Source organism: Candidatus Agathobaculum pullicola, assembly GCF_052117205.1.
Taxonomy (GTDB): domain Bacteria; phylum Bacillota; class Clostridia; order Oscillospirales; family Butyricicoccaceae; genus Agathobaculum; species Agathobaculum pullicola.
This window is the reverse complement of the sequence record NZ_JBQKJP010000005.1, coordinates 25,181-47,619: the sequence shown is the minus strand read 5'-3', so window position 1 is coordinate 47,619 and position 22,439 is coordinate 25,181. Positions and strand designations below refer to the sequence as shown.

Below are 22,439 nucleotides of genomic sequence, written 5' to 3'. Positions count from 1 at the left end.
AATTAGTGCTCCTGATCTCGCGGGAATAATGTTGCTTCCACATACTCAGCCAATAAATGTCCTAGAAAAATATGGCACTCTTGAATGCGAGGCGTGATGTTTGACGGCGCGTGAATAATCAGTTGCGCCGCTTCCTGCAGTTCTCGAGGCTCCTCTGCGCCGGCAAAAGCCACAGAAAGCATTCCATTTTCTCTAGCATATCTCAAAGCCTGCAAAATGTTAGCTGATCGTCCGCTGGTAGTCAAGCCGATTACCACATCGTTTTCTCTTGCTTTGGCCTCTAACTGCCGAACAAAAACTCGTTCGAATCCGTAATCATTTCCAATTGCAGTCAGCGTAGATGTGTTGACAGATAATGCTTCTGCATTTAGGGCTGCCCTTTCCTGATAAAACCGGCTAATAAACTCCGTAGCAATATGCTGCGCATCCGCAGCACTTCCACCGTTGCCACATAAAAAAATCTGCCCTCCCTGCCGGATGCAGGAAATAGCCTGCTGTGACAACTGTAACATACGATCCATCAGTGTGCGGTCAGATGCCATTTTGTGAAAGAGGAGCCGATGTTCCTCCAACCGGTTCAGGAAAAAGCGCTGTCCGGAGTCTGGCATATTATAATCCCGCAGGATCTCATACATTTCCCATGCACAGCCTTCTCCACCTCTGCGGGACAAAACAATGTCTGCAGCCAACTGCGCTTCTTTTACTGCATCCGCAGGGCAAAAAGATACTCCGGCACAAGGAAGCACATCAATATCATATTTACCGTCCCCGATATAGGCAACGGCTTCACGCCTCAGCTCCAATCTGCGCATCAGTTGCTTCAATGTTTCTGCCTTGCTCTTGCAGCCGCAGAAAAAATAATCCCACGGAAAGCGCTGCTCAAAATAGGACACGATGGGAGAGTTTTCACCCGTAATCGCCGCCAACAAAAAGCCATTCCGTTTTAGTTCATACACAGCATCAATATCTTTCAGATTGATTTTCTTATGCTCATTTCCTTGACTATCCACCTGGATTGATCCATCAGTCAAAACGCCGTCAATATCAAAGACTACCAGCTTAACCATGATTTAACCCCTTAGTTTTTTTCGCACTGCCAGTTCTGCCTCTGACAACGTTTTATCTCCGGTTCCCAAAATTTCTTCTGTCAAACGAATACTCTTAACCAATTCCTTCAATTCATCGGGTTCGATAGAGGCTTTTTGATCAGAGCCGTACATGGAACGATCCAGAGTGATATGCCGTTCGATCGACGTTGCACCGGCAGCAACGGCCAACAAACTAACCAGAATCCCAGTCTCATGCCCACTATAACCAACGTCGCATTGATATTTCTCTTTCAGCGAAGAAATCATTCGGAGATTCGCATCTGTTTCTGCCATCGGATAAGTGCTGTTACAGTGCATCAATGAAAACGGGCATGCGTACTTGCGAAAAACATCAACGGCATGATCAATTTCAGCCATAGTAGACATGCCAGTAGAAATATAGGTATATCGCTTCTCAGCCGCAACCACTTCCAACAATTCATCATTTGTCAACATAGCAGATGCAACTTTGTTGAAACGCAGATTATATTGTTGTAAAAAAAGCTGTGAATCCACGTCCCATGCGGAAGCAGACCATGCCATCCCCTTTTCATGGCAATATGCGTCAATTGCATCATACTCTTCCTTACTAAACTCTAGCCCCTCTTTTTGGGCACGTTGAGTATGTCCCCAGGGACTTTCCCTAGGAGAATCTAACATTTCTTTTGAATAAACCTTGTCAACTGTGCGCTTTTGAAATTTGACTGCATCGCATCCTGCCTCTGCAGCAATGTCGATCAGTTTTTTTGCAATTGATAGATCGCCATTGTGGTTGATACCAATCTCTCCAATAATATAAACGCTCATTCGCCTTATCCTTTCCATTCAGCAAGTCCTGTTTCCCATTAATCTGACCAAATTTTCCAAGGAGCTGCCTTAGAATTCCACAGCGACTCCAGATGTCCTTTATCTCGCTGAGTATCCATACATTGCCAAAAATCATTATGTTTATAGATACCCAGTCTCCCCTCATGTGCTATGGTTTCCAGAGGCATCCTTTCCAGTGTACAGGATTCATCAACGCTCAGATAATCAAACAGCGTCGGCTCAGCAACCATGAAACCACCGTTGATCCAGCCGCCATCCTCTTTGGCCTTCTCCCGAAAGCCCACCACCGTATCGCTGTCCTCAGCTATATCCAGCACACCGAACCGTCCACCAGGTTGGATGCCAGTAAGCGTAACCACCTTACCGCTATGTCGGTGCTGCGCCAGCAGCGCATTCAAATTCACATTACTGACCCCATCACCATAGGTCAGCATAAAGGGCTCATTCCCAATATACTTTTGGACTCGCTTGATACGCGCCCCTGTTTGTGTGTTTAGCCCTGTATCGACGATCGTTACACGCCACGGTTCTGCTACATTGCTATGAACAGTCATGCGGTTTTCTGCTGAAAAGTCAAATGTCACATCCGAGCGATGCAGATAGTAGTCAGCAAAATATTCCTTAATGACGTAACCTTTGTACCCGCAGCAAATAACAAAATCGTTGAAGCCGAATTGTGAATAATATTTCATGATATGCCACAGGATAGGTTGATCGCCGATGGCAATCATGGGCTTAGGTTTTAAATGGCTTTCCTCGCTGATGCGAGTACCCAGTCCGCCAGCCAAAATGACAACTTTCATGTGAACTACTCCTCTTAAACGACCCACATCGTGTCTGGATCTTCAATCAGGTAGGCAACTTTTTTATAAGCAGAGCTTTGCTTTATCGCCTGCACTACAGGATCATCAGACGGGTATTGTTGTAGAATAGTGCGAATTTTGTCAGCTAACTCCAGCAATTCTGGCGGCGCAGAAGCAATGTCAAGCGGAAAACTATTATCCTCGACCATGGGAAGCAATGCTTGCACCATCGCCTTCATCACAGGTGCCTGCACCAAGCTTTGTCTTAGTGCATGGACGCAAGTAGTTGACTCCCCTTGAGCAGCAGCCGTCTGTGCAAGGAGGAAATACCAAGCAAACCTATGCAAGGCAGGAAGGAAACGGATACTCTTCTCATCTTGCAGGCGGTCATGATGATACATATTTTGTAAATAGATGGAGGCAGTTCTCCCAAACCAGACACATAAGGCACGGAACTGACTCTCATCAGCAGACATCTTTTGCAACGCTGCAAGCAAAAGCTGGAAATTGAAAGACTGAATGGCGAAATCCTCAGTGTCCCGTGTGTGCTGAAGCTGTATAAGCGTATGCGCCGCCAAAGCCCTGTCATATTGGGCGAGGCGTGCAGTTGTGTCATGTAGTTCTTCTAAACTCTGTGCGTAGAAACTGAGTGGTAAAGTAGCGCCAATCTGCCATACATGAGCTAACACAGTGGGCGGAATCTCTCCCCAGTTCTCAATTTGATTCAGAACATCCTGTGCCTGCTTACCTGCGGACATAGCAAATAGCCGCGCGCCTCGTCCCTGATCAGTATCCAAATCAGTGTAGATCCGCCAACCAGAATCCTGACGATTCGGTAAAAAGGCTGCGGCGATGCGGGAGTACAGTGCTTGACGGCTTGTTCCAGTAGATTCCTGCGTATCAAGAAGAAGGTTGGAAAGATTCTTAGCTGTAATCGCCGCAGCATCTGGCAAATCAGCAGCATATTCCATCGCATCCAACCAGGCTTCCAACAGGTCGGGACGGGCATGATCCAAATCCACATCTTGCAATAATTGAAGTGCTTCCTTCTCTTTCCCCAATGCAAGATAAGCACGCGCCTTGAATACATTTGCAAAGGATATATAGCGCGCACTAGTATAGTACAGTGATGACATCATAAATTCTTCCGGCCCATATTTCCCATCGTGAAATTCCTGCCAGGCGGCGCAGAAACGGTCAGCAACAGCGGGAATCTGCTCATACTTTTTTAAATTATAGAGCCAGCACAAGCGATAATAGGCGACATCCACTCGGATAAATGGAGAATCCGGTAGGTTTTTTTCACCCCACGTCATCCAGTCATCCCATTCCGGCATTTGATATCGCGCAGCAAAGTTGACAGCTTTTCGGCAGATCGGCCCCGCAACGATATCCCAATACGGAATACGCGGTTCCCGTTGGATGAGTTCCATGCCGCGATGTGAATATTCCACCGCTTCTTGCACAAGCGGACCGCTCGATTCCATGCACTGAAGAATTAACATGCTGTCTTCCGGATTCTCTTTTAATTCGTCCTTCAATAACGCAAGATTCCGCTGTGCTTTGTTGATGTGCTCCTGCTGTGTCCTATAGAAATATCCGTCGTGATGAAAAAGCGTATGTGCTAAATGGTGCCATTTCATATCAGTGGTGATATTCCACCGTTCGTGGATTTTGCCCTCATAACGCAAGCCGAGCGCCATGCGGAGCAACCGAACAGCAGAAAAGAGACTGGCATCCCCATCTGGATCGTTCTGTGTATAGCTGCTGATCACCACTGTGGCTATATCGGTCTTTTTAGCTTGAGGGCCAGTCAAAAACTGAGCAAGCTCCGTTGCATCATCCAGATATTCATCGGCATCCACGGATAAATACCAGACTCCGCGAGCAATATCCATCACAGCATTACGCGCCGCAGAGAAATCATTAGTCCATTCAATATCCAAAACGGTATCAGCATATTGCTCTGCAATGGCGCGTGTGCCATCTGTTGATCCGGTGTCCGCGATGAGAAGTTCACAGGGTATCGCATCACGCAAAGGCTGCAAAGCACGCAAGCATCGTTCCAGCTTTTTTTCCTCATTTTTCACAATCATGCCAATGGAAAGCACGAGTTTTTTTCTTGCCATGGAGCAAAACTCCTTTCGCTGATTTCCGAGCCCATTGGAAAGGGCTTCTAAGGTTAAGCCTTTTCCAATAGGCTTGAAAAAGAAAAAAACGGGGCGGGCAATTGCCCGCCCCGCCGTATGCTATGGAATGAGTGTTCCAGATTACTGCAGCAGCTGGAGTACGCCCTGCGGAACCTGATTTGCCTGCGCCAGCATAGCCTGTGCAGACTGAACGAGGATGTTGTTCTTGGTGTAAGCCATCATCTCGTCAGCAACGTCAGTGTCGCGGATGGTGGACTCAGCATCCTGAATGTTCTCCGTCATGACGGACAGGTTGTTGATGGTGTGATCCAGACGGTTCTGGGTAGCACCGAGGGTACCACGAACGTCAGAAACCATGTTGATCGCATTCTTGATGATATCAACCGCTGCCGCAGCACCATCCTGCGTGCTGATGTCAACAGCATCGATGCCCAGAGAAGCAGCATGCATATCCTGAATCTTTACGCTCAGCTGGTTGAACGCATCCGAGGTATCGCCGATCTGAAGGGTCAGCTCGTTGCCATTCAGGTTCAGCTTATCCTTAGTGAATACGATATCGGTAGCAATGATGTTAGCATCAGCAACCGTCTTATTCGCCATGGTTTCCATGCCGGTCACACGGGTAATCTCAGCCGCGATCTTCCCAGCTTGAGTAGCACCAATGGTGCCAGTGCCGATATCAATAATCGTAACATCATCGCCAAGACCCTTGATCTGGTCATTGCTCAGGCCGTTTGCAACCAAGAACTTGTTGCCATCGAGCTCAAAGATCTTCTTCTGCAGATCCTCCAGTTCATCAGCAGTAGCGCCAACCTGCAGATTTGCAGCATTGAACTTCTGGAGAGAGTCATACGGCTCCTTACTACGGGTAACACCGCCTGCCATCGCAGTAGCAAAGCCAACATTACCTGTCAGGCTGGTGGTCTCGCTCACGCCGATACCAACAACCTGAGCGCCAGCGGAACCTTCCAACTTAGAGGTCAGCGAGATAGCAGTACCGGAAGCAGCAATATCAAAGTTCTCAGAGAATACCTTGTCAGCCTTCAGGCTTGCAACGATTGCAGCCTGAACCTGCGTCTGAGCCAGCGTACCGTCAGCCTGCAGATTATACTTATTACCGTTGATATCCGTGAAGTAGTTCTTGGTAGCAGCAGTATTGTCGATACCAGTGCCATCACCCTGATAGGTCAGCTTAACGGTAGTGGTCTGCTCCGCACCGTTCGCATCCTTCCAAGTAACCGTATAATCAATCGTCTTGCCGATGTCGTCAGTAGACAGATTAGTCAGAGAGGTCGTTGCAGCCGTATTAGCCGTGGTGTAAATGCCCTTTACTGCGGTGCTGGCGTCCATCGCAACGTTGTTGACCTCAGACTTGCCGGCCAGAGAACCATCCAGCAGCTTGATGCCGTTGAAGTTAGCGGAATCAGCGATGCGGTCGATTTCTTCCTGCAGCTGATCAACTTCCTTCTGCAGCTGCAGACGGTCGGTCTCGTTGTTGTAGGTGCCGTTAGCGGACTGGGTAGCCAGCTCGACCATACGGTTGAGCATGTCATGTACTTCGGTCAGCGCGCCTTCAGCGGTCTGCACGAGGGAGATGCCGTCCTTAGCATTCTTCTGCGCGGTCTCCAAGCCGGTGATCTGCGCACGCATCTTCTCGGAAATTGCCAGGCCAGCCGCGTCGTCGCCAGCGCGGTTGATCTTGTAACCGGAAGACAGCTTCTCGAGGTTCTTAGACAGAGCCGAGGTATTGTTGGTGTAATTGCGGTAGGCATTCATTGCCATGATGTTATGTTGGATTCTCATGATTCACTACTCCTTTACAGAATCCGCCCGCAGCAAATCCTTTTGCCGTCGGTCCATTTGGTGGATAATTTTTCTATTTCAGACGAGACAGTTACACCCCGTTTGAAAGCTGGAAATGCATTTCCCCTGCACAATGCCGGGGCTTTAACTTACATTCATATCATCGGTTGCGTACAAAAATAAATAAGGCAAAATTTTATTTTTTATGAAATTTGGCAATATGCGCATTTTAATGATATATTTTTTGTTTGATTTGTGCGCTCTGTCTTTGATGAAGAGCTCAAAAATCAACATATACACAAATTTTGTTTGTTATCTACGCATCACGAAATACATTTGATATCGACTCCAGAATCTGGTTGCGCTCAAACGGCTTATAGACAAAGCCCTTCACGCCTACATCATTTGCTTCGTTGATAGTATCATCATATGCAAGCGAGGATACCATCAAAATGCGGGCGTTCGGATACGCCTTAAGGATTTGACGCGCAGTCTCTAATCCATCGATACCCGGCATCAAAATATCCATTGTCACCAAGTCCGGCTGAATTTCACCGTATCTTTCCAGAGCTTCTTCACCACTTTGACAGAACGCAACAATTTGATACTCTGTATCCGCCAAAATCTTTTTCAATTGCAACTGAACGATACGAGAATCGTCTACTACCATGACTCTCTTTGACATATTGTACAGCTCCTTTTCAAGATTCATCTTCAAATATTCACTTATGCAGAAATCAGTTGATGAATTAGTTGTGCACCTTCATTATGATCGCTCGCGTAATTGATAACGCTCTGCGCCCCTCCATCCTCTGGGATATATCGACCCATATAAAACACCGGAATGCGAAACCGGGATGGAGAATGCGAAATACGATACAATCCAGCAACGATCTGTCCGCATATTATATTGAAATATTCTTTTACAAGGTCCTCAAAATCATTTGGATCCACTGTATCTTCCTGCATAACATAGCGTGCCAAACGAACCAAAAACGTGGTGTCTGCACATAGTATCAAAGTACCGTGGTAGCTCCCCTCAAATGTAGTATACACCGTACACATATCATTGGAAAGTATGGCATCTCGCTTTCGAAGAGAAATACCACCAATACGCTTAGTCATATCCTGCATTACCTGATCCAAGACATTCTGAATCTCTTCTTGCGTGAGCGCACTCAAAGTACTACCTCCCATTTTAACTTCAGAAACCTGTCTCCAACAGTAACATACGCAAATCACGTCTCCCACTCATACGCCATCGGCGCATTATGGAGACGTGAATCAGACAAGCTCAGAATACGCTGGAGAGGCACAGTATACAGCCTATCTCGAACCAGTATCGTTCGAACCCATGGGCTCAGGCTGTATACCGCCAATCTCCTACACGTTCATATTAATATATCTCTTGCCAAATCAATATTGGCAACAACGGATTATCACTCGGTTCCGTTTCTCAAATACGCTGCCAGGCGCTTATCCTCATGACGAATATGATTGATCAAGACACTTGCCTGCGAATTGATTTCACCCAAGCGCTTTACACTTGGTCCGTCCTCACGGATAGCATCGGCCAACTCCCGAATCTTTTCCTTATAGTTCACATGGAAGTCGTGATGCGCCGGATAGTGGGGATAGTGATTTTTGCGCTGCAAATCTTCCTCGTCTGCAAAATGCTTATCAACATAGTCGGCCAAAAAGTCTGCGGTTTCACCGATTTTTTTTCTGCCTTGGCCCGAACTGCATGCATCCATCAAATCATTGATTGCATCAAACAGCATGCGGTGCTCGGAGTCAATCAAATCATGACCGGTCTCCAAATCCGGCGTGACTTCATACCGCTTAGTATTTGCCCGGATCGTCAAAACCCGGGAACGCGGGGTCGTAGTCGTCTGGAAACCTTTCCCCCGATACGGGGGAAGTACCTCCTGCATGAAAGCTGCCGCTGTTTAGAGAAGTAGATGCACTGTTGTCAAATGCCGAAGCTGCTGATGCCTGATAGTCATGCGACGGCGTCGGTGTCACTGTCGGAACGTCATTGCCCCCGACAACACGGAAAGACGCAAATAGCTGATGCAACATATTTGCCTGAGAGGACAGTTCCTCGCTTGCCGCTGCAGATTCCTCGCTGGTTGCAGAATTTGTCTGCACCACCGTTGCGATCTGGTCAATGCCTTGCGTAATCTGCTCAATAGACTCGGATTCACGCTCTGCGGCTGCAGCGATTTGGCTAATTTTTTCAACGGCTTTACTTGCCAACTCTGTGCTCGAAGTAATGGATTCTGCCGCTGCATGCGCAATGCTGGAGCCATTTTCAACGGCTTTGATCGAATTCTCAATCAAAGCAGTCGTATTCTTAGCCGCCTCCGCAGATTTGGACGCCAGATTGCGAACTTCATCTGCAACAACTGCGAAGCCCTTGCCTGCGGAACCGGCACGCGCTGCTTCTACAGCCGCATTGAGCGCCAGAATATTGGTCTGGAACGCGATATCCTCGATAGTCTTGATGATCTTGCTGATTTCCTGCGATGTAGAGGTGATTTCGTTCATTGCCTGAATCATCAACGTCATCTGCTGCTGGCTTTCCGAATTCTGTGAGCCCGCAGCGTCGGCATTTTCCTTTGCCGACTGAGCGTCAGCCGCATTTTTACGAGCCGCAACCGCAATATCATTAATGGTAGCAGATAGCTGCTCTACAGCACTTGCCTGCTCCGTAGCTCCCTGTGCCAAAGACTGCGCTCCCGTAGATACCTGCTCTGCGCCGGAAGATATTTGTTCGATAGACGATTTTACATTGGAGATAATTTGCCGCATTTGATTTGTTAAGAGGGAGAGCGATTCAGAAATTCCATAGAACACACCGGGCAACTCGATTTCGCTTGTTGCGCTGAAGTCTCCGTTTACCATTGACGAGGTAACTCGTGTAATTTCATAACAAACCGACTGAAGCACCTGCTGGCTAGAACGCAGTGCATCTGCCATTTCGCCAATTTCATCCTTTGACTCATATGTAACTTTAAAGCTCAAGTTGCCTTTGCTGATCTCACGCAGTGCCGAATGCGTTTCTTCCAGAGGTCTTGTAATCGAACGAATTAAATTCACCGCAAAAGCAATTACTAATATCAAAAATACAGCAGTCAATACGCACATGATTATCAGCATGCGTGTGATAGCCTGATCCTGAGCGGCAACCGTAGCGGAAATATTTGCAGCAATCGAGTCAGAAAGCGCATTTGCAGCTTCCTCCTGCGCATCCAAAGCCGGCGTACACTCATTTAATAAAATATTTTTAGCTCGTTCAAAATCACCTTGCTGCACTGCGCTGGCGACCTGAGGGACTATATTCTCCCAAGAGGTAACGGCGGAGATAAACGCACTGTCCTTTCCGTCCCCCAGCGTATAGTTATCAGAAACATACTGGTGTGTGTTATCCAGTGCCTCCAAAGCCGCATTCAGATTAGATTGATTTTCCGTATAGTTCGTTTTTTCTGTATCCAGAACTATATCACGAGAATATCGAGCAGCCTTATTAATCTCAATTCGGCTGGACAACACCTGCTGCTGCAATGCAACATCATTGTTAATAAGGCTTTTATACTGATTGCGGAGTGAAAATGTATTTACTCCAGAAATAATTAACAGCACAAGTGCCAGAAAAATCGGAATAGCAAAGCCCAAAATAAGCTTATGCTTAATTTTTATGTCCCTTAGTCGCATACCAGAATTTCCTCCCAACAACATAAACATTATTTATTCAAATCGGTTCGTTGCTTTTAACTCGCCGTATTTGCCCTTTTCAACGTCGCCGGCAACCCTCCCGGCAACTAATGTAACAACCCTGCGGCACATGATATTGACAAAGTCCTTTGCATGCGTTGCCATGATTACAGTGGTTCCGCAGCGGTTGATCTCATTTAGGATGCTCATAATATCCCATCCCGTATCGTAATCGAGGTTCGCGGTGATTTCATCAACAATCAGAATCGGAGGATTACAGATAATCGCGCGTGCCAGCTCCACCATTTTCACCTGACCGCCTGACAACTCAAACGGATAGCGATCCTCCATGGAACGCATACCGACAAGTGACAATGCTTTTCTGGTATTCTCCGGAATCACCTTTGACTTGACGCCAAGCGCCCGCTGAACCAACTCCAGATTTTGCTGCACAGTCTTTTTCCGAATCAGGCTTGCATCCTGCCAAACCTGACCGATGTTTCTCCGATATGCCGGACGTCTCCAGCCGCGTAGCCGCGTCAGTTCCACATCATTTAGCCAGATTTTTCCTTCATCTGCCACAATCTGATTGGCAAGCAAACGAAGCAATGTGGTTTTTCCTGCGCCGCTGCTGCCAATGAGGAAAACGAATTCTCCGCGGTCAATCGAGAGAGAAATATCATCTATTGCCGCAAAACGCCTTTGCTCATTGGTAAAATATTTGGTTACATGCTGCATTTCAATCTGGGGCACAGTAAACCTCCTATGTGAGCGGTCCGGTACCGCTAATCTGTCTGTTTCGATAAAAGCCAAAGCGGTGCGCCTGCCGTTTTGCTGGAACTCAATTCATTTAAAATAATGTCTGCATCCCACTCTTGTAAACTGCGTGCCCTACTGTTTGGATCGGCAACAAGAATATTGCCATCCAACGTGACGCCCCGTAGCAGAATAAAATGTCCTCCACTGGTAAAGTGTCCGGCACTCATCAATGCAATCGCAATGCGGCCGCCGGAAAGTTGCGTTCGCAATTCTTCCGATGTCATGGAGCCTAAAGAGGAGCACTCAAGCCCAAAGGCATCGGATACACCTCGAACAATGCTGTGGTACGACCCACTTCCAGCAGCCCAATACCCGTTTTTGCTGCACCAACTGGCCATTTGACTTGGATCAGTGTTCACCCCGGTCAGACTTTTTACCGCCATTGCCATAGCAGTTGGCCCGCAACCATATGGACCGACACGGTCCGATCCGTAAGGCTGATCCTTCCAGGCCGGATCGCTCTGTGCAAAATAGGCAATTGAAACCGAACCGCCTGTCAGAATCTCCTGTCCATTACGAACCACCAGTTCCGTAATTGTCGGATCTTCTATCAGCACGCCGCCGTCTGGTATGGCTGGTTCCCCCGCCCGCTGGGACTCGATCTGTTCTTGCCGCAGCGCACTGCGTTCTGCGATGCGTTCTTTCACACCCTCAACAGTCACTCGCACCTGTTCGTTCCCAAAGCGCCATAAATCACCGGCTTTCTCTATGACCGGATCTACGATCTTATGGAAAACCGGCGGGTCAAGCCAATAGCAGGCCGCTAGTTCGGCTCCGCCGATAAAAGCAACTGCCATCATACACAATCCTATTCGTTTTGTCCAGCTCTTTTTTCTCACGCTATGACTTTCTTTCAGCAAGCACCTGATTGATTCTGCTATCGATCGGTATCAAACGATCAATTACACGCTTGTTTTGCTGCATTTGATTTACTACCATCTGCTCATCTGCGTTCTGTGGGCTGTCTCCATCGATCAAAGCGCGCCAACGCGCTTCAATATCCGGCGCATCGATTTCCACGATACGCCGGATATTGCCATCCAGTTCCTGCATACGGAGCACAGGCTCCTGACGCATTGCCAACAGCATGCCGAAAGAGGTGCGGTCATTTCTATCCAACGCCTCTCCCATCTGCATGGTTAAGTCAAGCGCCTCTGTCAGAGCCGAATAACGCTTTCTGAGTTGTACCAGCAGCTTCATCCACTGCTCATTCATACACTGCCCGCTTTCTGTGCCTGCCGGAATGTATCCCGCAGGTCGGTCAATCGGGGCTTTATCTCGGCCAGAACCTTTTCGTTCCGTCCCGTCTGTACGCGACTTAACTCGTAAGAAAAGAAATCGTACAGACGGTGCAGGTCATGACTAATCGGATACTGCATATCAAGCGTGTCATCCAGATACCTTATGATTTCCCGGCAGCGGATAATTGATTCATCAAAAACCTCATAATTTTGGTTTTTCAACGCGATTTCTGCACGGGTCAAACGCTTAATCAATTCATCGTACAGCAGCATCAGCAGCTCACCGGGAGTCATCGTATTGATTGACTGTGCTTTGTATTGTTGGTAGCCATGTATATCCATAGCCGGATTACCCCGTCCTTTCTATTTTACACCCTGTGTCAATAGCTGCCGCCGCCCAAACTCATCAAATAAGAGCTCTGCGAATTCATCTGTGCGATCAATGTTTCCAATTTGCTGAATTTAGAGGTGTAAAAATCGATTTTATCATTCAGCTGATCGGTCAGGGAGTCAATCACATCATCGTAGCTGTTGATCTTGTCCTGTAGCGTGTTCTGCAGCAACGCCAGCGGCGAATACTGGGAGCCGGCTTTTTCGATCAAGATACCCTTGGTGGCGCCGGTTGTTGCCGCATATTTATCGAGCTGTATTTTCAGACGCGACATCGCACCGCCCGAAGAAGTGTCATCCACCCATGAAGTGGAACCATCTTTATTCGTGACCTTCTTCTGCTCCAACGGTGCCGCAAACGCCTCTGCCACTGCTTCCGGATCACTGGCCAGCGCAGAGCGCAGCTTTGTCTCATCCAGTGTAATCTTGCCCTTATCCGAATAACTGGTGGACACGCCGATTCCAATTTCATCCAAATCCAGATTGGAGAAAATAAAGCGCAAGCCGTTGGATAAGCCACCCAGGTCGTTGTCGCCGAACAGCAAACCTTCCTTTGCCTTGGCCTCATACTCCTCGATCTGCTTCTCAGTCATGTCTGCCTTCTGATCATCTGTCAGAGGCAAATAATCTTTCTTGTGATCAGGCTGCGTGGAGTATTGTGTATTGATTTCCGCAAGAACCTTGTTGTAGTCCTCTACAAAGCTCTTGACTGCATCAACAATCTTATCTGCATCTACCTTTTTATCAAATGTAACGCGTTCGCCCTCATTTTCCGCCGTAAATGTACCGTTTGCGGTAACCTTGAAGCCGTCAATATTGAAGGTGTTTGTGCCGCTGGTCAAGGTTGTTTCGACACCGTTGATGTAAGCGACCATCTTGGCATCCTGACCCTTAATGATATTCGCCGAAGACTTATTTGTGTCAGAGGGGGAAGTTCCGTTCACCAGTGTAACTTCTCCGTCTGCGTTAAACTTCGTCGTTTCGCCTTCTCGAACGACCGTGAAACCAGTCAACGTACCGTTACTCGGATCCTTGTCATAAGTTACCGAACCAAACAGTTTTGCTGCCAGATTGTCATTATTATCATTATTGATCTCAATTTTACCGCCGGCACCGCCATGCGTGGAGGTAAACACGAACTGATTGGAAGTGGCCGAATAACTGACCTTAACGCCCGCCTTCTCATTCTTATTGATATCGTTCATGATGGTTTCCAGCGTGGTATCCACCGTATATTCATCGCCGATGGTCACACCGTTAATCACCAGAGCATACATTTCATTACCGTTTTCATCTTTTTTGCCCGTCGAAGTTAACTTATCAATAGTTGTTTGACCATCCGGATTTCCCAACAAATCGCCAATTGTTTTGCTGGTATTAACACGGTTGGAAGCGCCGCGGTCGATACCGAAAATACCGCCTTCGCCAACGACGTTCAGCGTACCAGAGTTGATGGAAAGGGTATCACTGCTTGAATTTACTACAAATTCCGGCTTAAAGCTGTTGCCAGAGCCACCCTTAACCGTGATACGGTTATATCCAAACGCCTGATCCAATTGGGTTTGCAGATACTGCTGCATCTGCTCGCCTGCGTTTGTGACCTTTTCCCCGAAGATGGCATTGTACTCATCTGTACCCTCTTCCGGCATCTTAATGGCCACGGTTGTGCCATTATAAGTAAAGTTCATGGTCGCGCCAGCCAGTACTTCGCCTGCGGATTTGGTCGTTGTCAAATCCTTGGCATTATCTACCGCTTGGCTGGAAGACAGCACCTTATCCCCTGTTAGCTTGCTGCCTCCGCTTAAATGCAACGCTTCCAATACAGACTTGGAAGAATAACCCTTGAGTTCCAGCGTGTTGGTTTCTTTGGCGCCATCAACAAAGCTGAGCTCCAGTTTATTATCCGCCGAAACCGATGCTTTAATTTTAGAATTCATCTTGACGCTGGAACCATCCGACATCGTAATGGAGGCATTACCCAGCTGCTTGTTAATTTCATCTGCTACATCGTTCAGATCGGTATATTCGCGGTCGCCATCAAATGTAATGGTAAATGTTTTATTACCATACTCAAACGACATCTGCTGACCTGCAAAGTTGCTGACCTGCACATCTCCCGTAAGGTCAACATTTTTTGAGCCTCTGATGCTGTCCTGATTCTTACCACCATTGAGGCCGGAAAAGCTGATCGTCTCGGTTTTCGCCAGATTTTCCACCTTACTGATCTGAATATCACTGTTCGTGCTGCCGGAGGCGGAAATCATATCCGCATTTTTACCCAGAGATGTGATGATGCTAGGCTCAAAAAATGCCGAGCTCATTAAGTTGGTCGACGAGGTGTACGAAGTATACTTGTTGGAAATCTGCACGAGCTGATCGCTGATGCTGCGATAGGCCTCCTGCTGCCACAGAAGAATTTGCTGATTCTGTTTCTGTGTATCAATTTTGTTTTTGATACCCATGACCATGTTTTCGATCATGGATTCGGTATCCATGCCGCTTACAAGACCGCTGAGTACATTACGGTTTCCATAAATGCTGGAGGAACTGCTGCTGCTTACATTGCTGACTGCCATATCAATCTCTCCTTCCAAGTAACTGTTATCCGCCAACGAAAATTGGCGAAAAAGAAAATATACAATAAAAAAATTTTTATTCTATGTTTTTATTTCGACATGTAGTATACTAAAGATAAGAGAATATTAAGATTTTTTTCAGATAAGGAAGTGTCTTCTATGGCGGAAATCATTGCCATTACTAATCAAAAAGGTGGTGTCGGAAAAACAACCACGGCGGCGGCGCTCATCGCCTCACTTTCCGACCGCGGATATAAGGTTCTTGGCGTTGACCTCGACCCGCAGGGCAATCTTGGTTTCAGCCTTGGAGTAGACATTGAAAACGTACATACTATGTACGAAGTGTTTAAGAAACAGCTTCCCATCGACGAAGCAGTTTGCCCCATAACCTATGGAGACCTTCTCGTGTCTAATATTCTGCTCTCCGGTGTGGAGATGGAATGTAACAAACCTGGGCGCGAATACATGCTCAAAACAGAGTTATCTATGGTTTCCGACCGATATGACTATATTATCATCGATACCCCTCCTGCCCTCAATCTTTTAACTGTGAACGCCTATGTTGCTTCAGACAAACTCATCATTCCGATGGCACCTGAAATTCTCAGTTTATTGGGTGTAACGCAAATCAAGGAAACCATTGAAACCGTCCGGCAATATTACAATCCCAGCCTTAAGGTCATCGGTATCCTGCTCAATAAATTCAACGCTCGTCTGAACCTGAACCGCGATGTTCTGGAGCTTTCCCAACAAATCGCCCAGCAGCTTGACACAAAAGTTTTTGAGGCGAAAATCCGTCAAAGCGTTATGGTGGCAGAAGCACCTGCGCATGGAGAGAGCATCGTTTCCTATTCCCCCACTTGCAAGCCCGCTATGGATTTTGTTGCCCTTGTAGACGAAATCCTCGCTGAAAAATCCTAAACTATGGAAGGAAAGTTGAAAAATGGCTTCAAAACGTAGTAACAAAACCGCACGCGTGCTCAACCTGATTGCAACCCCTAATGATACCACTTCAGCCGAACACGAACAGCCGTCCGTCTCGGCTACACTTGCCGAATCACAAACAGAGACAGCGGAAACCCCTAAAGAAAAAGCTCATTCCAGCACAGCTAAAACCAAAAAGCCCTCAAAAACGGCACCAAAATCCCCCTCCGAATCCGCACCTGAATCGGCAGCGCCAGTTTTTGCTTCGGAAACACCCACAACAGAACAGCCGCAACCTCAGACACCTCCTGCTCCCATGCCACAGCCTGTTGTTCCGATCGTACAGACTGTACGAGAAAAGGAGCAGCAGCTTTCAGATGACATCAAATCAGGACTGTTGCAGGCTTTGAGTGAAGTGGAACATCCCTCACAGCCAGCCGAAGCGGATCACGCAGACGAGCCGCAAGAGCCGCAAGCCGCGGCAGAGATCCCCGAATCGGAAACGGTAGAAACGCGGGCTCCGGAGCCAGAAGACATCGCTGAACCAGCCACAGAACAGGAAGCAGAACAGGCAGCATCCGAAGTACCACAACCAGAGGAAACAGCACTTTCCGCCGAGCCTACAGAGCCTGATTTGACTGGTATAAAGATACCCCAACCTCAAACACCGTCTCAGGAGATTTACACCCCTGCCGGAGAGCAAGACGTTGAATATACCAACGTCCTGCAGGAGCTGGTCGAAAATGCTTCATCACATTATATCACCAATATGCTGCAATGCCAATGTCAGCGCTGCATTGTTGATATGAAAGCGCTTGCACTGACCAATCTTCCATCAAAATATGTGGTACTCGAAAAATCTAAACGAGCCGCTTACATGAGCGTATATGCAGCACGATATGCGAAAGAGTTATCCATTCAGATGATGCGTGCTTGCGTTATTGTTAATGAGCATCCGCATCATTAAAATTAAAAAAATCCTGCGTCATAAAGGCACCTCCGCAAAAGGACAACAAAAAAACCGATTTTGCGCATCAATTGGATATATCTGTACATCTTGTAGATAACCGCATTTTCTAACTTTAAGATGACCGGGGTTTCACACTAGAATGTGGTCTGTCTCTTTCTGCAATTTATGTCCTGGCTCATTGGACAGACATCAAAACACTGTCCACCATTCTAAACAGCTACTCTCATATCACTGATGAGATATGGGAAAAGCAGCGGTAAAAATTGACCAAGGCATCGCAAAGGCTGAGGTGCAAGAGGATGCAACTACCGACCAGCCAGAGCGCACCATGACACCTCCCAGGCCAGAAAACGCTGGAGCCGAACCAGTTGAGACGAAACGACCGACCCATCAGGGAATGCTATCCCTGGTGGGCCGGTTTTCGTTGTCTGTGGGCAAACATATGGTCAAGGGGGGGAGTCTGCAATTCAAACTTACTGTAACAATGCAGGTCTATTGCATATTATGGATGTATGTACTTTGGTACGCATAGTAGTTTCGGAAAATTTATTTTATGATTTCATTATATCCATCATAGTCACAAAAAACATACTAATAACTGGGCTTATTTCTGATAGAGATCGACCCATGTGTCTTTCAACTGCGATCCCGTTGGCTGGGGTTGGTAAACCAGCAGGATCTGATCCACAGATTCCTCGGAAAAAGACCATGGTTTTCCTTCTCTCCAAAAGAGATCATCCGGTACGGGTCGATGGTCGGGACGCTCATCTACCAAACGGGTTATCTGGCTTACACAAATCACAGAAACATTCAGCGTTTCAGCCAGCTTTTTCAGTGATTGGGTATTATGCAAACGGGATTCTCCTGCCATAAGATGAAGATAGTCCACGACGATCAGCCTGAGGCCGCAGATTCCGGAACAGGCCTCATAGATCTTATCGATGGTCATAGGAATCTCATCAATGATCTGGACTTGATCGTCCAGATCAGGAAACCGTCGTTCCAGCATCTCTTTTGATAACTCCAAAGAGAAAACGACAACGCTTCCACCGGGCTTTTTCCTGGCCATATCTTGGGCAATCAGGATAGCAAGATGTGTTTTCCCTGTACCGGGGCGTCCGGCAAGGGCAATGAACTGACCGCCGCCCATACTTTCTGTGATGGAGTCCAGTCCGTTGGCTTCCAGGGAGGGATAGGAGACCGTGATTTTATGTACCATTATCATCATCTCTTTCATTTTTCTCTGATGCCATCTTTCAGCCAGGAAAATACCTCTTCAATTTTTTCAATGCAGGTTCCATCTTGCTTTTTACAATGGATGACCTTCATGCGATCCCACTTGCTTGCCACTGTACTATCAAACACATTTTCTCGGTTGGCAAATGTGTTTGATAAGAGAACCTCATATTCTTGAGGATTCTCACGGATGTGAGGAACAGTCAGCGCATAATTGGGCTTCCCCTCTTGCGTGATGCCATAGAGTAGGTGTAAACTGACAGAATTTTCTCCCTCTTTTTGGATTCGAAGGGCAAACTCCAAATCGCCCTTTTTATGGAGTGTAAAGGTCATGTATTGGTCTGTGCATTCCGTCCATGTCAGGTCGTAATGCTCAGCGAGGGCTTGGTAAATATCATCCAGAATGTCTTCCGGGCCCCAGTGAGAAAAGCTCATATTGTGGTGTTCGCCTCGGATATTGTCCCGCAGCTGCTTCATGATTTCCACGAGATCTATATGAGACTGTGCATCAGTGTTCTTGATACACTCCTCCAGCCAGGGAAGGATATCCTTTCGGAAAGATAAGGTACAGACCGGCAGTTTATCGTCGGCACTGCCCAGGCTCCAATCACTTGGATTGTGTCCGTTAGGGGTCAGATAGTAGATATAGGGCACTTTTTTCCCCAATTTCCGTGCTTCTTCGCAGGCATAGCAGTAGTAGTCATAGAGTTGATTTTTCTGATCCCCGGCCCAGATCTTGACCTCAAAGGGCAGGTAGTAATTTGGCGTGGAAATGACCATGTCGATGCGCCGGACGTTATCAGTGGGCACTTCTGTTTTTACCTTGATCATATTTTCGTCCTTAGTATCCTGGGCCTTTGCCATCTCTTTTGCTTTGGACAAATCTTCGTCCAGCCCCAGCATATCCAGAAACTTTTCCAGAAAAGTGGTACCCATGGCATGAAAGCGGCTGCTGGGGTTGAGCAGTTCCGCGATCACACGGGTGTGAATCTCCTCGGATTTCCAGATCCCAGCCACCTGAAAGATATTGAATGTTTTCATCTTGCATCCCTCCCCAAAATCGTCCAGCAGGTTTTCTACTGTGCAGGTATCATCTGTTTTTGCGGTGTTCGGCGGCTGTGCCAGGCAGGTCAGTTTGTAGATGATCTCGCTGTAAAAGGGCAGGTTCCGGTTGGGAAAGAGGCCCACCAGTTCCGTATGGGTCAGCTGCAGCAGCTGAGCTACCGTATGGACCCCGCTGCGCCGCAGGGAATTGCGCGACGCCACTTCGATGTCCAGCTCCTCGATGGGCAAATCGCTCTCCGTCAGCATAGGAAAAATGGCCGCCAGCTTCGCTTCCACATTCATCTTGTGTTTCCTCCTTCGTTTGATGATCACAAAGAGTTAGGGGCGCACGGTAGAGCTCCCAGCCCTCCCGCAGCGTCTGGGCCAGCTCCTGCCGCAGCCGCTGGGGCGTTCGGATCTCACAGCGTTCCAGGTACTGCACCGCCCAGAATTTCAGCCCTTCCGGCTCGGCGGTGACCACGGCGTCAAAGGTGCCATCCCCGTTATCGTGGAGCATGGTGTCCAGACCAAAGCGGTCTAAAATGTCGCTGAGCAGGCTGTTCTCACAGCGCAGGACAGCCTGAATGCTTTTTCCGGAGATCTGATAGACTCGCTCCCGCACATAGCGGGATAGATCCAGACCTTGGGGCAGCGGTTCCCGGGGCTCCTGTGTCAGGATTGGATTTTGAATGCGGTCCACCCGGTAGTGGCTCAGAGTATCGTACCCAGGGTAACGGCAGATGAGATAGTAATTCCCGTTGGCAAAGCACAAGCCGTATGGATGTACCTGGTAGGGCCGCTCCCGGCGGGGGTGGAGCTTTTTGTCCATCCCATACTCCATATACTGAAAGGATACCTGCCGCCCGGCAGCGATAGCCTCCTCCAGTACTTCTACCGCCAGCAGCACCTCCCGGTTTATCCCCCGGTAGACTGTAGGCAGAGAGAGGGGACGGCAGGCGGCGCGCTGGAAGCAACTCAATCCCCGGAGCAGCTTCTCTTTCAAATCTTGATACTGGCGCTCACCCATCCCGGGAAAGGCAGCGGCGCAGTCCAGCAGCAGCCGAACCTCCGAGGGTTCCAGCCGCCGGGAGAGCAGGTAGTAGCCTGCCCCGCCGTCCTGGAACTCCGAGATGTCAAAGCCCGCCTGGCGCAGGGCCTCCAACCCCCGGTAGACCGTCCGTCGGTCACAGGTCAGGCCGTACTCCAGCCGGAGCAGGCGGCGCAGCTCCCCCATAGAGAGGAGATGGGCATGGTCGCTGTGCTCCTCCAAGAGCTGATAGAGCCGGATGGGAAGCAAATGTGCCGACAAAGAATCGCCTCCTTTCCTGTGTATGTGCCCATTATAGCACAGGGGCTGTACCAAAAAAAGTACAGCCGGTGGTGTATGCTGATTCAGGTACAGTTTGTATTCACAGAAGAAAGGTGGGATGGACATGGAGCGCGAAATGCTGACGAAAGAGGAATTGGTCGGACGGTTGGAATGGCTGTGGGCAGAACCTCCCTATTTTTCTACACATTTTCTGACGAAGGAGGATTTCACACCCTTTCTTCAGGCTGACCAGGTCTGGTGCTGGCAGGCCACAGAGATACCGGCAAAGGAAGTGCCGGATTGGCTGAGGCAGGATCTGAGCGAACTGCGGCAGAAAGAGGGGCGCGGGATCGGGCGCTCCCTGCTGTGTCTCTGGGCATCCACAGCGCATAACCTGGAGACATTGGAGTGGACAATCGGGGCAATCGGTTTGGAATTGGACGTAGGGGACCTGAACTTTGAGGTGTTGCTCCGGGAGGATCTGGAGGAAACCAAGCTGGGCTTGCTGCTTCTGGCCGTAATGAAAAACCGATCCACTCAAAAGGAGATGACGCACCATTCCTCTGTGGCGCTGCCTCTACCCCTGGGTTTAGACCAGAGCGGCCATGCGGTCGAGGGGGATCTGGGAAAGCTCCGCCACCTGCTCGTTGCCGGGCGAACCAGCACAGGGATAGGGGAATATATCGACTCCTTACTACGGTCGCTGCTCCATCAGGACGGCGACCAGGAGATCCGAATGCTCCTGATTCCTTCTCCCGGCGGAAAGTTACTTCGGCATGCCGGTGATCCCCATCTGCTTCTTCCAACTATCACAGATACACGAGAGGCGGTTTATGCCTTGCAGAAGGCTGTGATGGAACTGGAGCAACGCCGTCGACTCTTTTCCATAGCTGGCGTGAAAGACATTCAGGCGTATAACGCTCTGGCTGATACCGCAACGATACCCGCCATCCTGGTGGTTCTTGAGGAACTGGCCGGTCTGATGAATACTGCGGCCAACGAGACGGAAGAAGTCATCTGTCAAATCGCCCAGCAGGGCCATACTGCAGGGATACACCTGATCCTGGCTACGAAGTGCCCTGACCCGGCGGTAATCACTGGGTTTATCAAACTCTATGTTCCCAGTCGAATCTCGTTTGCGGTGGATTCCGCCATGGAATCCCGTATTATAATCGATACCAGTGGGGCGGAGCATCTTGGAGAAGAAGAACTGCTCTATCGGCCTCTGGGGGTGGGTAAGCCCATCCGGCTCAAGATTGAGCAAAGACACTGTTCTAGTAGATGAGCACGATGATTATACCTACACCTGTCGATGTCCTCCATGTCCGCTATGAGAACAGTGTCCAGCAAACTGTTCATGCGTCGTCAGGCCGATTTCTCCCTTATTGTAGCCTCGGGAAGAACTTCCGTACAGGTTGGATTTCAATTCTTGGCTTAAATCTATCTTGGCATTGAAACTACCCCATACTTGGTTCGTCTCTTATTGTCGCAAGCATAGCGTTTTGATGTCAAAACGCGCTTGCAGGGGAAACCCCTGTCCC

The 22,439-nt window shown here is 48.4% G+C and carries 19 protein-coding genes and 1 pseudogene; 3 read left to right on the top strand and 17 right to left on the bottom strand.

Going from position 1 to position 22,439, the window contains the following annotated elements; translation table 11 throughout:
• Positions 1–2: 2 nt before the first annotated feature.
• The 14 genes from ACTQ3V_RS03450 to fliD all read right to left on the bottom strand — a co-directional run bounded on the left by ACTQ3V_RS03450 (position 3) and on the right by fliD (position 15,415).
• Positions 3–1,067: an SIS domain-containing protein gene (locus ACTQ3V_RS03450; RefSeq protein ID WP_441466271.1), complete on the bottom strand. Its 1,065-nt coding sequence runs from the start codon at positions 1,065–1,067 to the stop codon at positions 3–5.
• 3 nt (positions 1,068–1,070) lie between these two features.
• Positions 1,071–1,895, bottom strand: coding sequence for an N-acetylneuraminate synthase family protein (locus ACTQ3V_RS03445; RefSeq protein ID WP_441466270.1), 825 nt, complete (start codon positions 1,893–1,895; stop codon positions 1,071–1,073).
• 38 nt (positions 1,896–1,933) lie between these two features.
• Positions 1,934–2,719, bottom strand: coding sequence for a glucose-1-phosphate cytidylyltransferase (gene rfbF / locus ACTQ3V_RS03440; protein WP_441466269.1), 786 nt, complete (start codon positions 2,717–2,719; stop codon positions 1,934–1,936).
• Positions 2,720–2,733: 14 nt separating this feature from the next.
• Positions 2,734–4,848: a glycosyltransferase gene (locus ACTQ3V_RS03435; protein WP_441466268.1), complete on the bottom strand. Its 2,115-nt coding sequence runs from the start codon at positions 4,846–4,848 to the stop codon at positions 2,734–2,736.
• 141 nt (positions 4,849–4,989) lie between these two features.
• A complete protein-coding gene (locus ACTQ3V_RS03430) occupies positions 4,990–6,672 on the bottom strand; it encodes a flagellin N-terminal helical domain-containing protein (RefSeq protein ID WP_441466267.1) in 1,683 nt (560 codons plus the stop codon).
• Between the two features lie 316 nt (positions 6,673–6,988).
• Positions 6,989–7,357, bottom strand: coding sequence for a response regulator (locus ACTQ3V_RS03425; RefSeq protein WP_441466266.1), 369 nt, complete (start codon positions 7,355–7,357; stop codon positions 6,989–6,991).
• 41 nt (positions 7,358–7,398) lie between these two features.
• The gene (locus tag ACTQ3V_RS03420) at positions 7,399–7,854 is read right to left on the bottom strand and encodes a chemotaxis protein CheX (RefSeq protein WP_441466265.1); all 456 of its coding nucleotides are present in this window, start codon (positions 7,852–7,854) and stop codon (positions 7,399–7,401) included.
• A 257-nt stretch (positions 7,855–8,111) separates the two neighbouring features.
• On the bottom strand, positions 8,112–8,537 hold the full coding sequence (locus ACTQ3V_RS03415) for a bacteriohemerythrin (protein ID WP_441466264.1): 426 nt from the start codon (positions 8,535–8,537) through the stop codon (positions 8,112–8,114).
• Positions 8,515–10,389 (bottom strand): methyl-accepting chemotaxis protein, encoded by a 1,875-nt coding sequence (locus ACTQ3V_RS03410; protein ID WP_441466263.1) that lies wholly within the window; start codon positions 10,387–10,389, stop codon positions 8,515–8,517. The genes ACTQ3V_RS03415 and ACTQ3V_RS03410 overlap by 23 nt, the downstream gene beginning before the upstream one ends.
• A gap of 33 nt (positions 10,390–10,422) precedes the next feature.
• Positions 10,423–11,142 (bottom strand): cell division ATP-binding protein FtsE, encoded by a 720-nt coding sequence (locus ACTQ3V_RS03405; protein WP_441466262.1) that lies wholly within the window; start codon positions 11,140–11,142, stop codon positions 10,423–10,425.
• Between the two features lie 32 nt (positions 11,143–11,174).
• Complete coding sequence (locus ACTQ3V_RS03400) at positions 11,175–12,047, bottom strand: C39 family peptidase (protein WP_441466261.1); 873 nt, start codon at positions 12,045–12,047, stop codon at positions 11,175–11,177.
• Position 12,048: 1 nt separating this feature from the next.
• On the bottom strand, positions 12,049–12,423 hold the full coding sequence (locus ACTQ3V_RS03395) for a hypothetical protein (RefSeq protein WP_441466260.1): 375 nt from the start codon (positions 12,421–12,423) through the stop codon (positions 12,049–12,051).
• Positions 12,420–12,791 carry a flagellar export chaperone FliS gene (fliS, locus tag ACTQ3V_RS03390; protein ID WP_441466259.1) on the bottom strand — a complete coding sequence of 124 codons (372 nt, stop codon included), beginning with the start codon at positions 12,789–12,791 and terminating at the stop codon, positions 12,420–12,422. Before fliS ends, ACTQ3V_RS03395 begins: the two co-directional genes overlap by 4 nt.
• Positions 12,792–12,829: 38 nt before the next feature.
• Positions 12,830–15,415 carry a flagellar filament capping protein FliD gene (gene fliD / locus ACTQ3V_RS03385; RefSeq protein WP_441466258.1) on the bottom strand — a complete coding sequence of 862 codons (2,586 nt, stop codon included), beginning with the start codon at positions 15,413–15,415 and terminating at the stop codon, positions 12,830–12,832.
• Positions 15,416–15,574: 159 nt separating this feature from the next.
• On the opposite strand from fliD, the gene ACTQ3V_RS03380 reads away from it, so the two are divergent.
• Both ACTQ3V_RS03380 and ACTQ3V_RS03375 read left to right on the top strand, forming a co-directional pair.
• Positions 15,575–16,336 (top strand): ParA family protein, encoded by a 762-nt coding sequence (locus ACTQ3V_RS03380; protein WP_441466257.1) that lies wholly within the window; start codon positions 15,575–15,577, stop codon positions 16,334–16,336.
• 22 nt (positions 16,337–16,358) lie between these two features.
• Positions 16,359–17,306 (top strand): late competence development ComFB family protein, encoded by a 948-nt coding sequence (locus ACTQ3V_RS03375; protein WP_441466256.1) that lies wholly within the window; start codon positions 16,359–16,361, stop codon positions 17,304–17,306.
• Positions 17,307–17,913: 607 nt separating this feature from the next.
• Here the strand turns inward: ACTQ3V_RS03375 and ACTQ3V_RS03370 are convergent.
• The 3 genes and pseudogenes from ACTQ3V_RS03370 to ACTQ3V_RS03360 form a co-directional block, all read right to left on the bottom strand.
• Complete coding sequence (locus ACTQ3V_RS03370) at positions 17,914–18,528, bottom strand: DnaB-like helicase C-terminal domain-containing protein (RefSeq protein ID WP_441466255.1); 615 nt, start codon at positions 18,526–18,528, stop codon at positions 17,914–17,916.
• 14 nt (positions 18,529–18,542) lie between these two features.
• Positions 18,543–19,892 (bottom strand): PD-(D/E)XK nuclease family protein, encoded by a 1,350-nt coding sequence (locus tag ACTQ3V_RS03365; protein WP_441466254.1) that lies wholly within the window; start codon positions 19,890–19,892, stop codon positions 18,543–18,545.
• Positions 19,893–19,968: 76 nt separating this feature from the next.
• Positions 19,969–20,616: pseudogene (locus ACTQ3V_RS03360) on the bottom strand (helix-turn-helix transcriptional regulator); the annotation flags it as partial.
• Between the two features lie 406 nt (positions 20,617–21,022).
• Between ACTQ3V_RS03360 and ACTQ3V_RS03355 the strand changes: the two are divergent.
• Entirely contained in the window at positions 21,023–22,183 is a 1,161-nt protein-coding gene (locus ACTQ3V_RS03355; RefSeq protein ID WP_441466253.1) for an FtsK/SpoIIIE domain-containing protein, read from the top strand.
• Positions 22,184–22,439 lie beyond the last annotated feature (256 nt).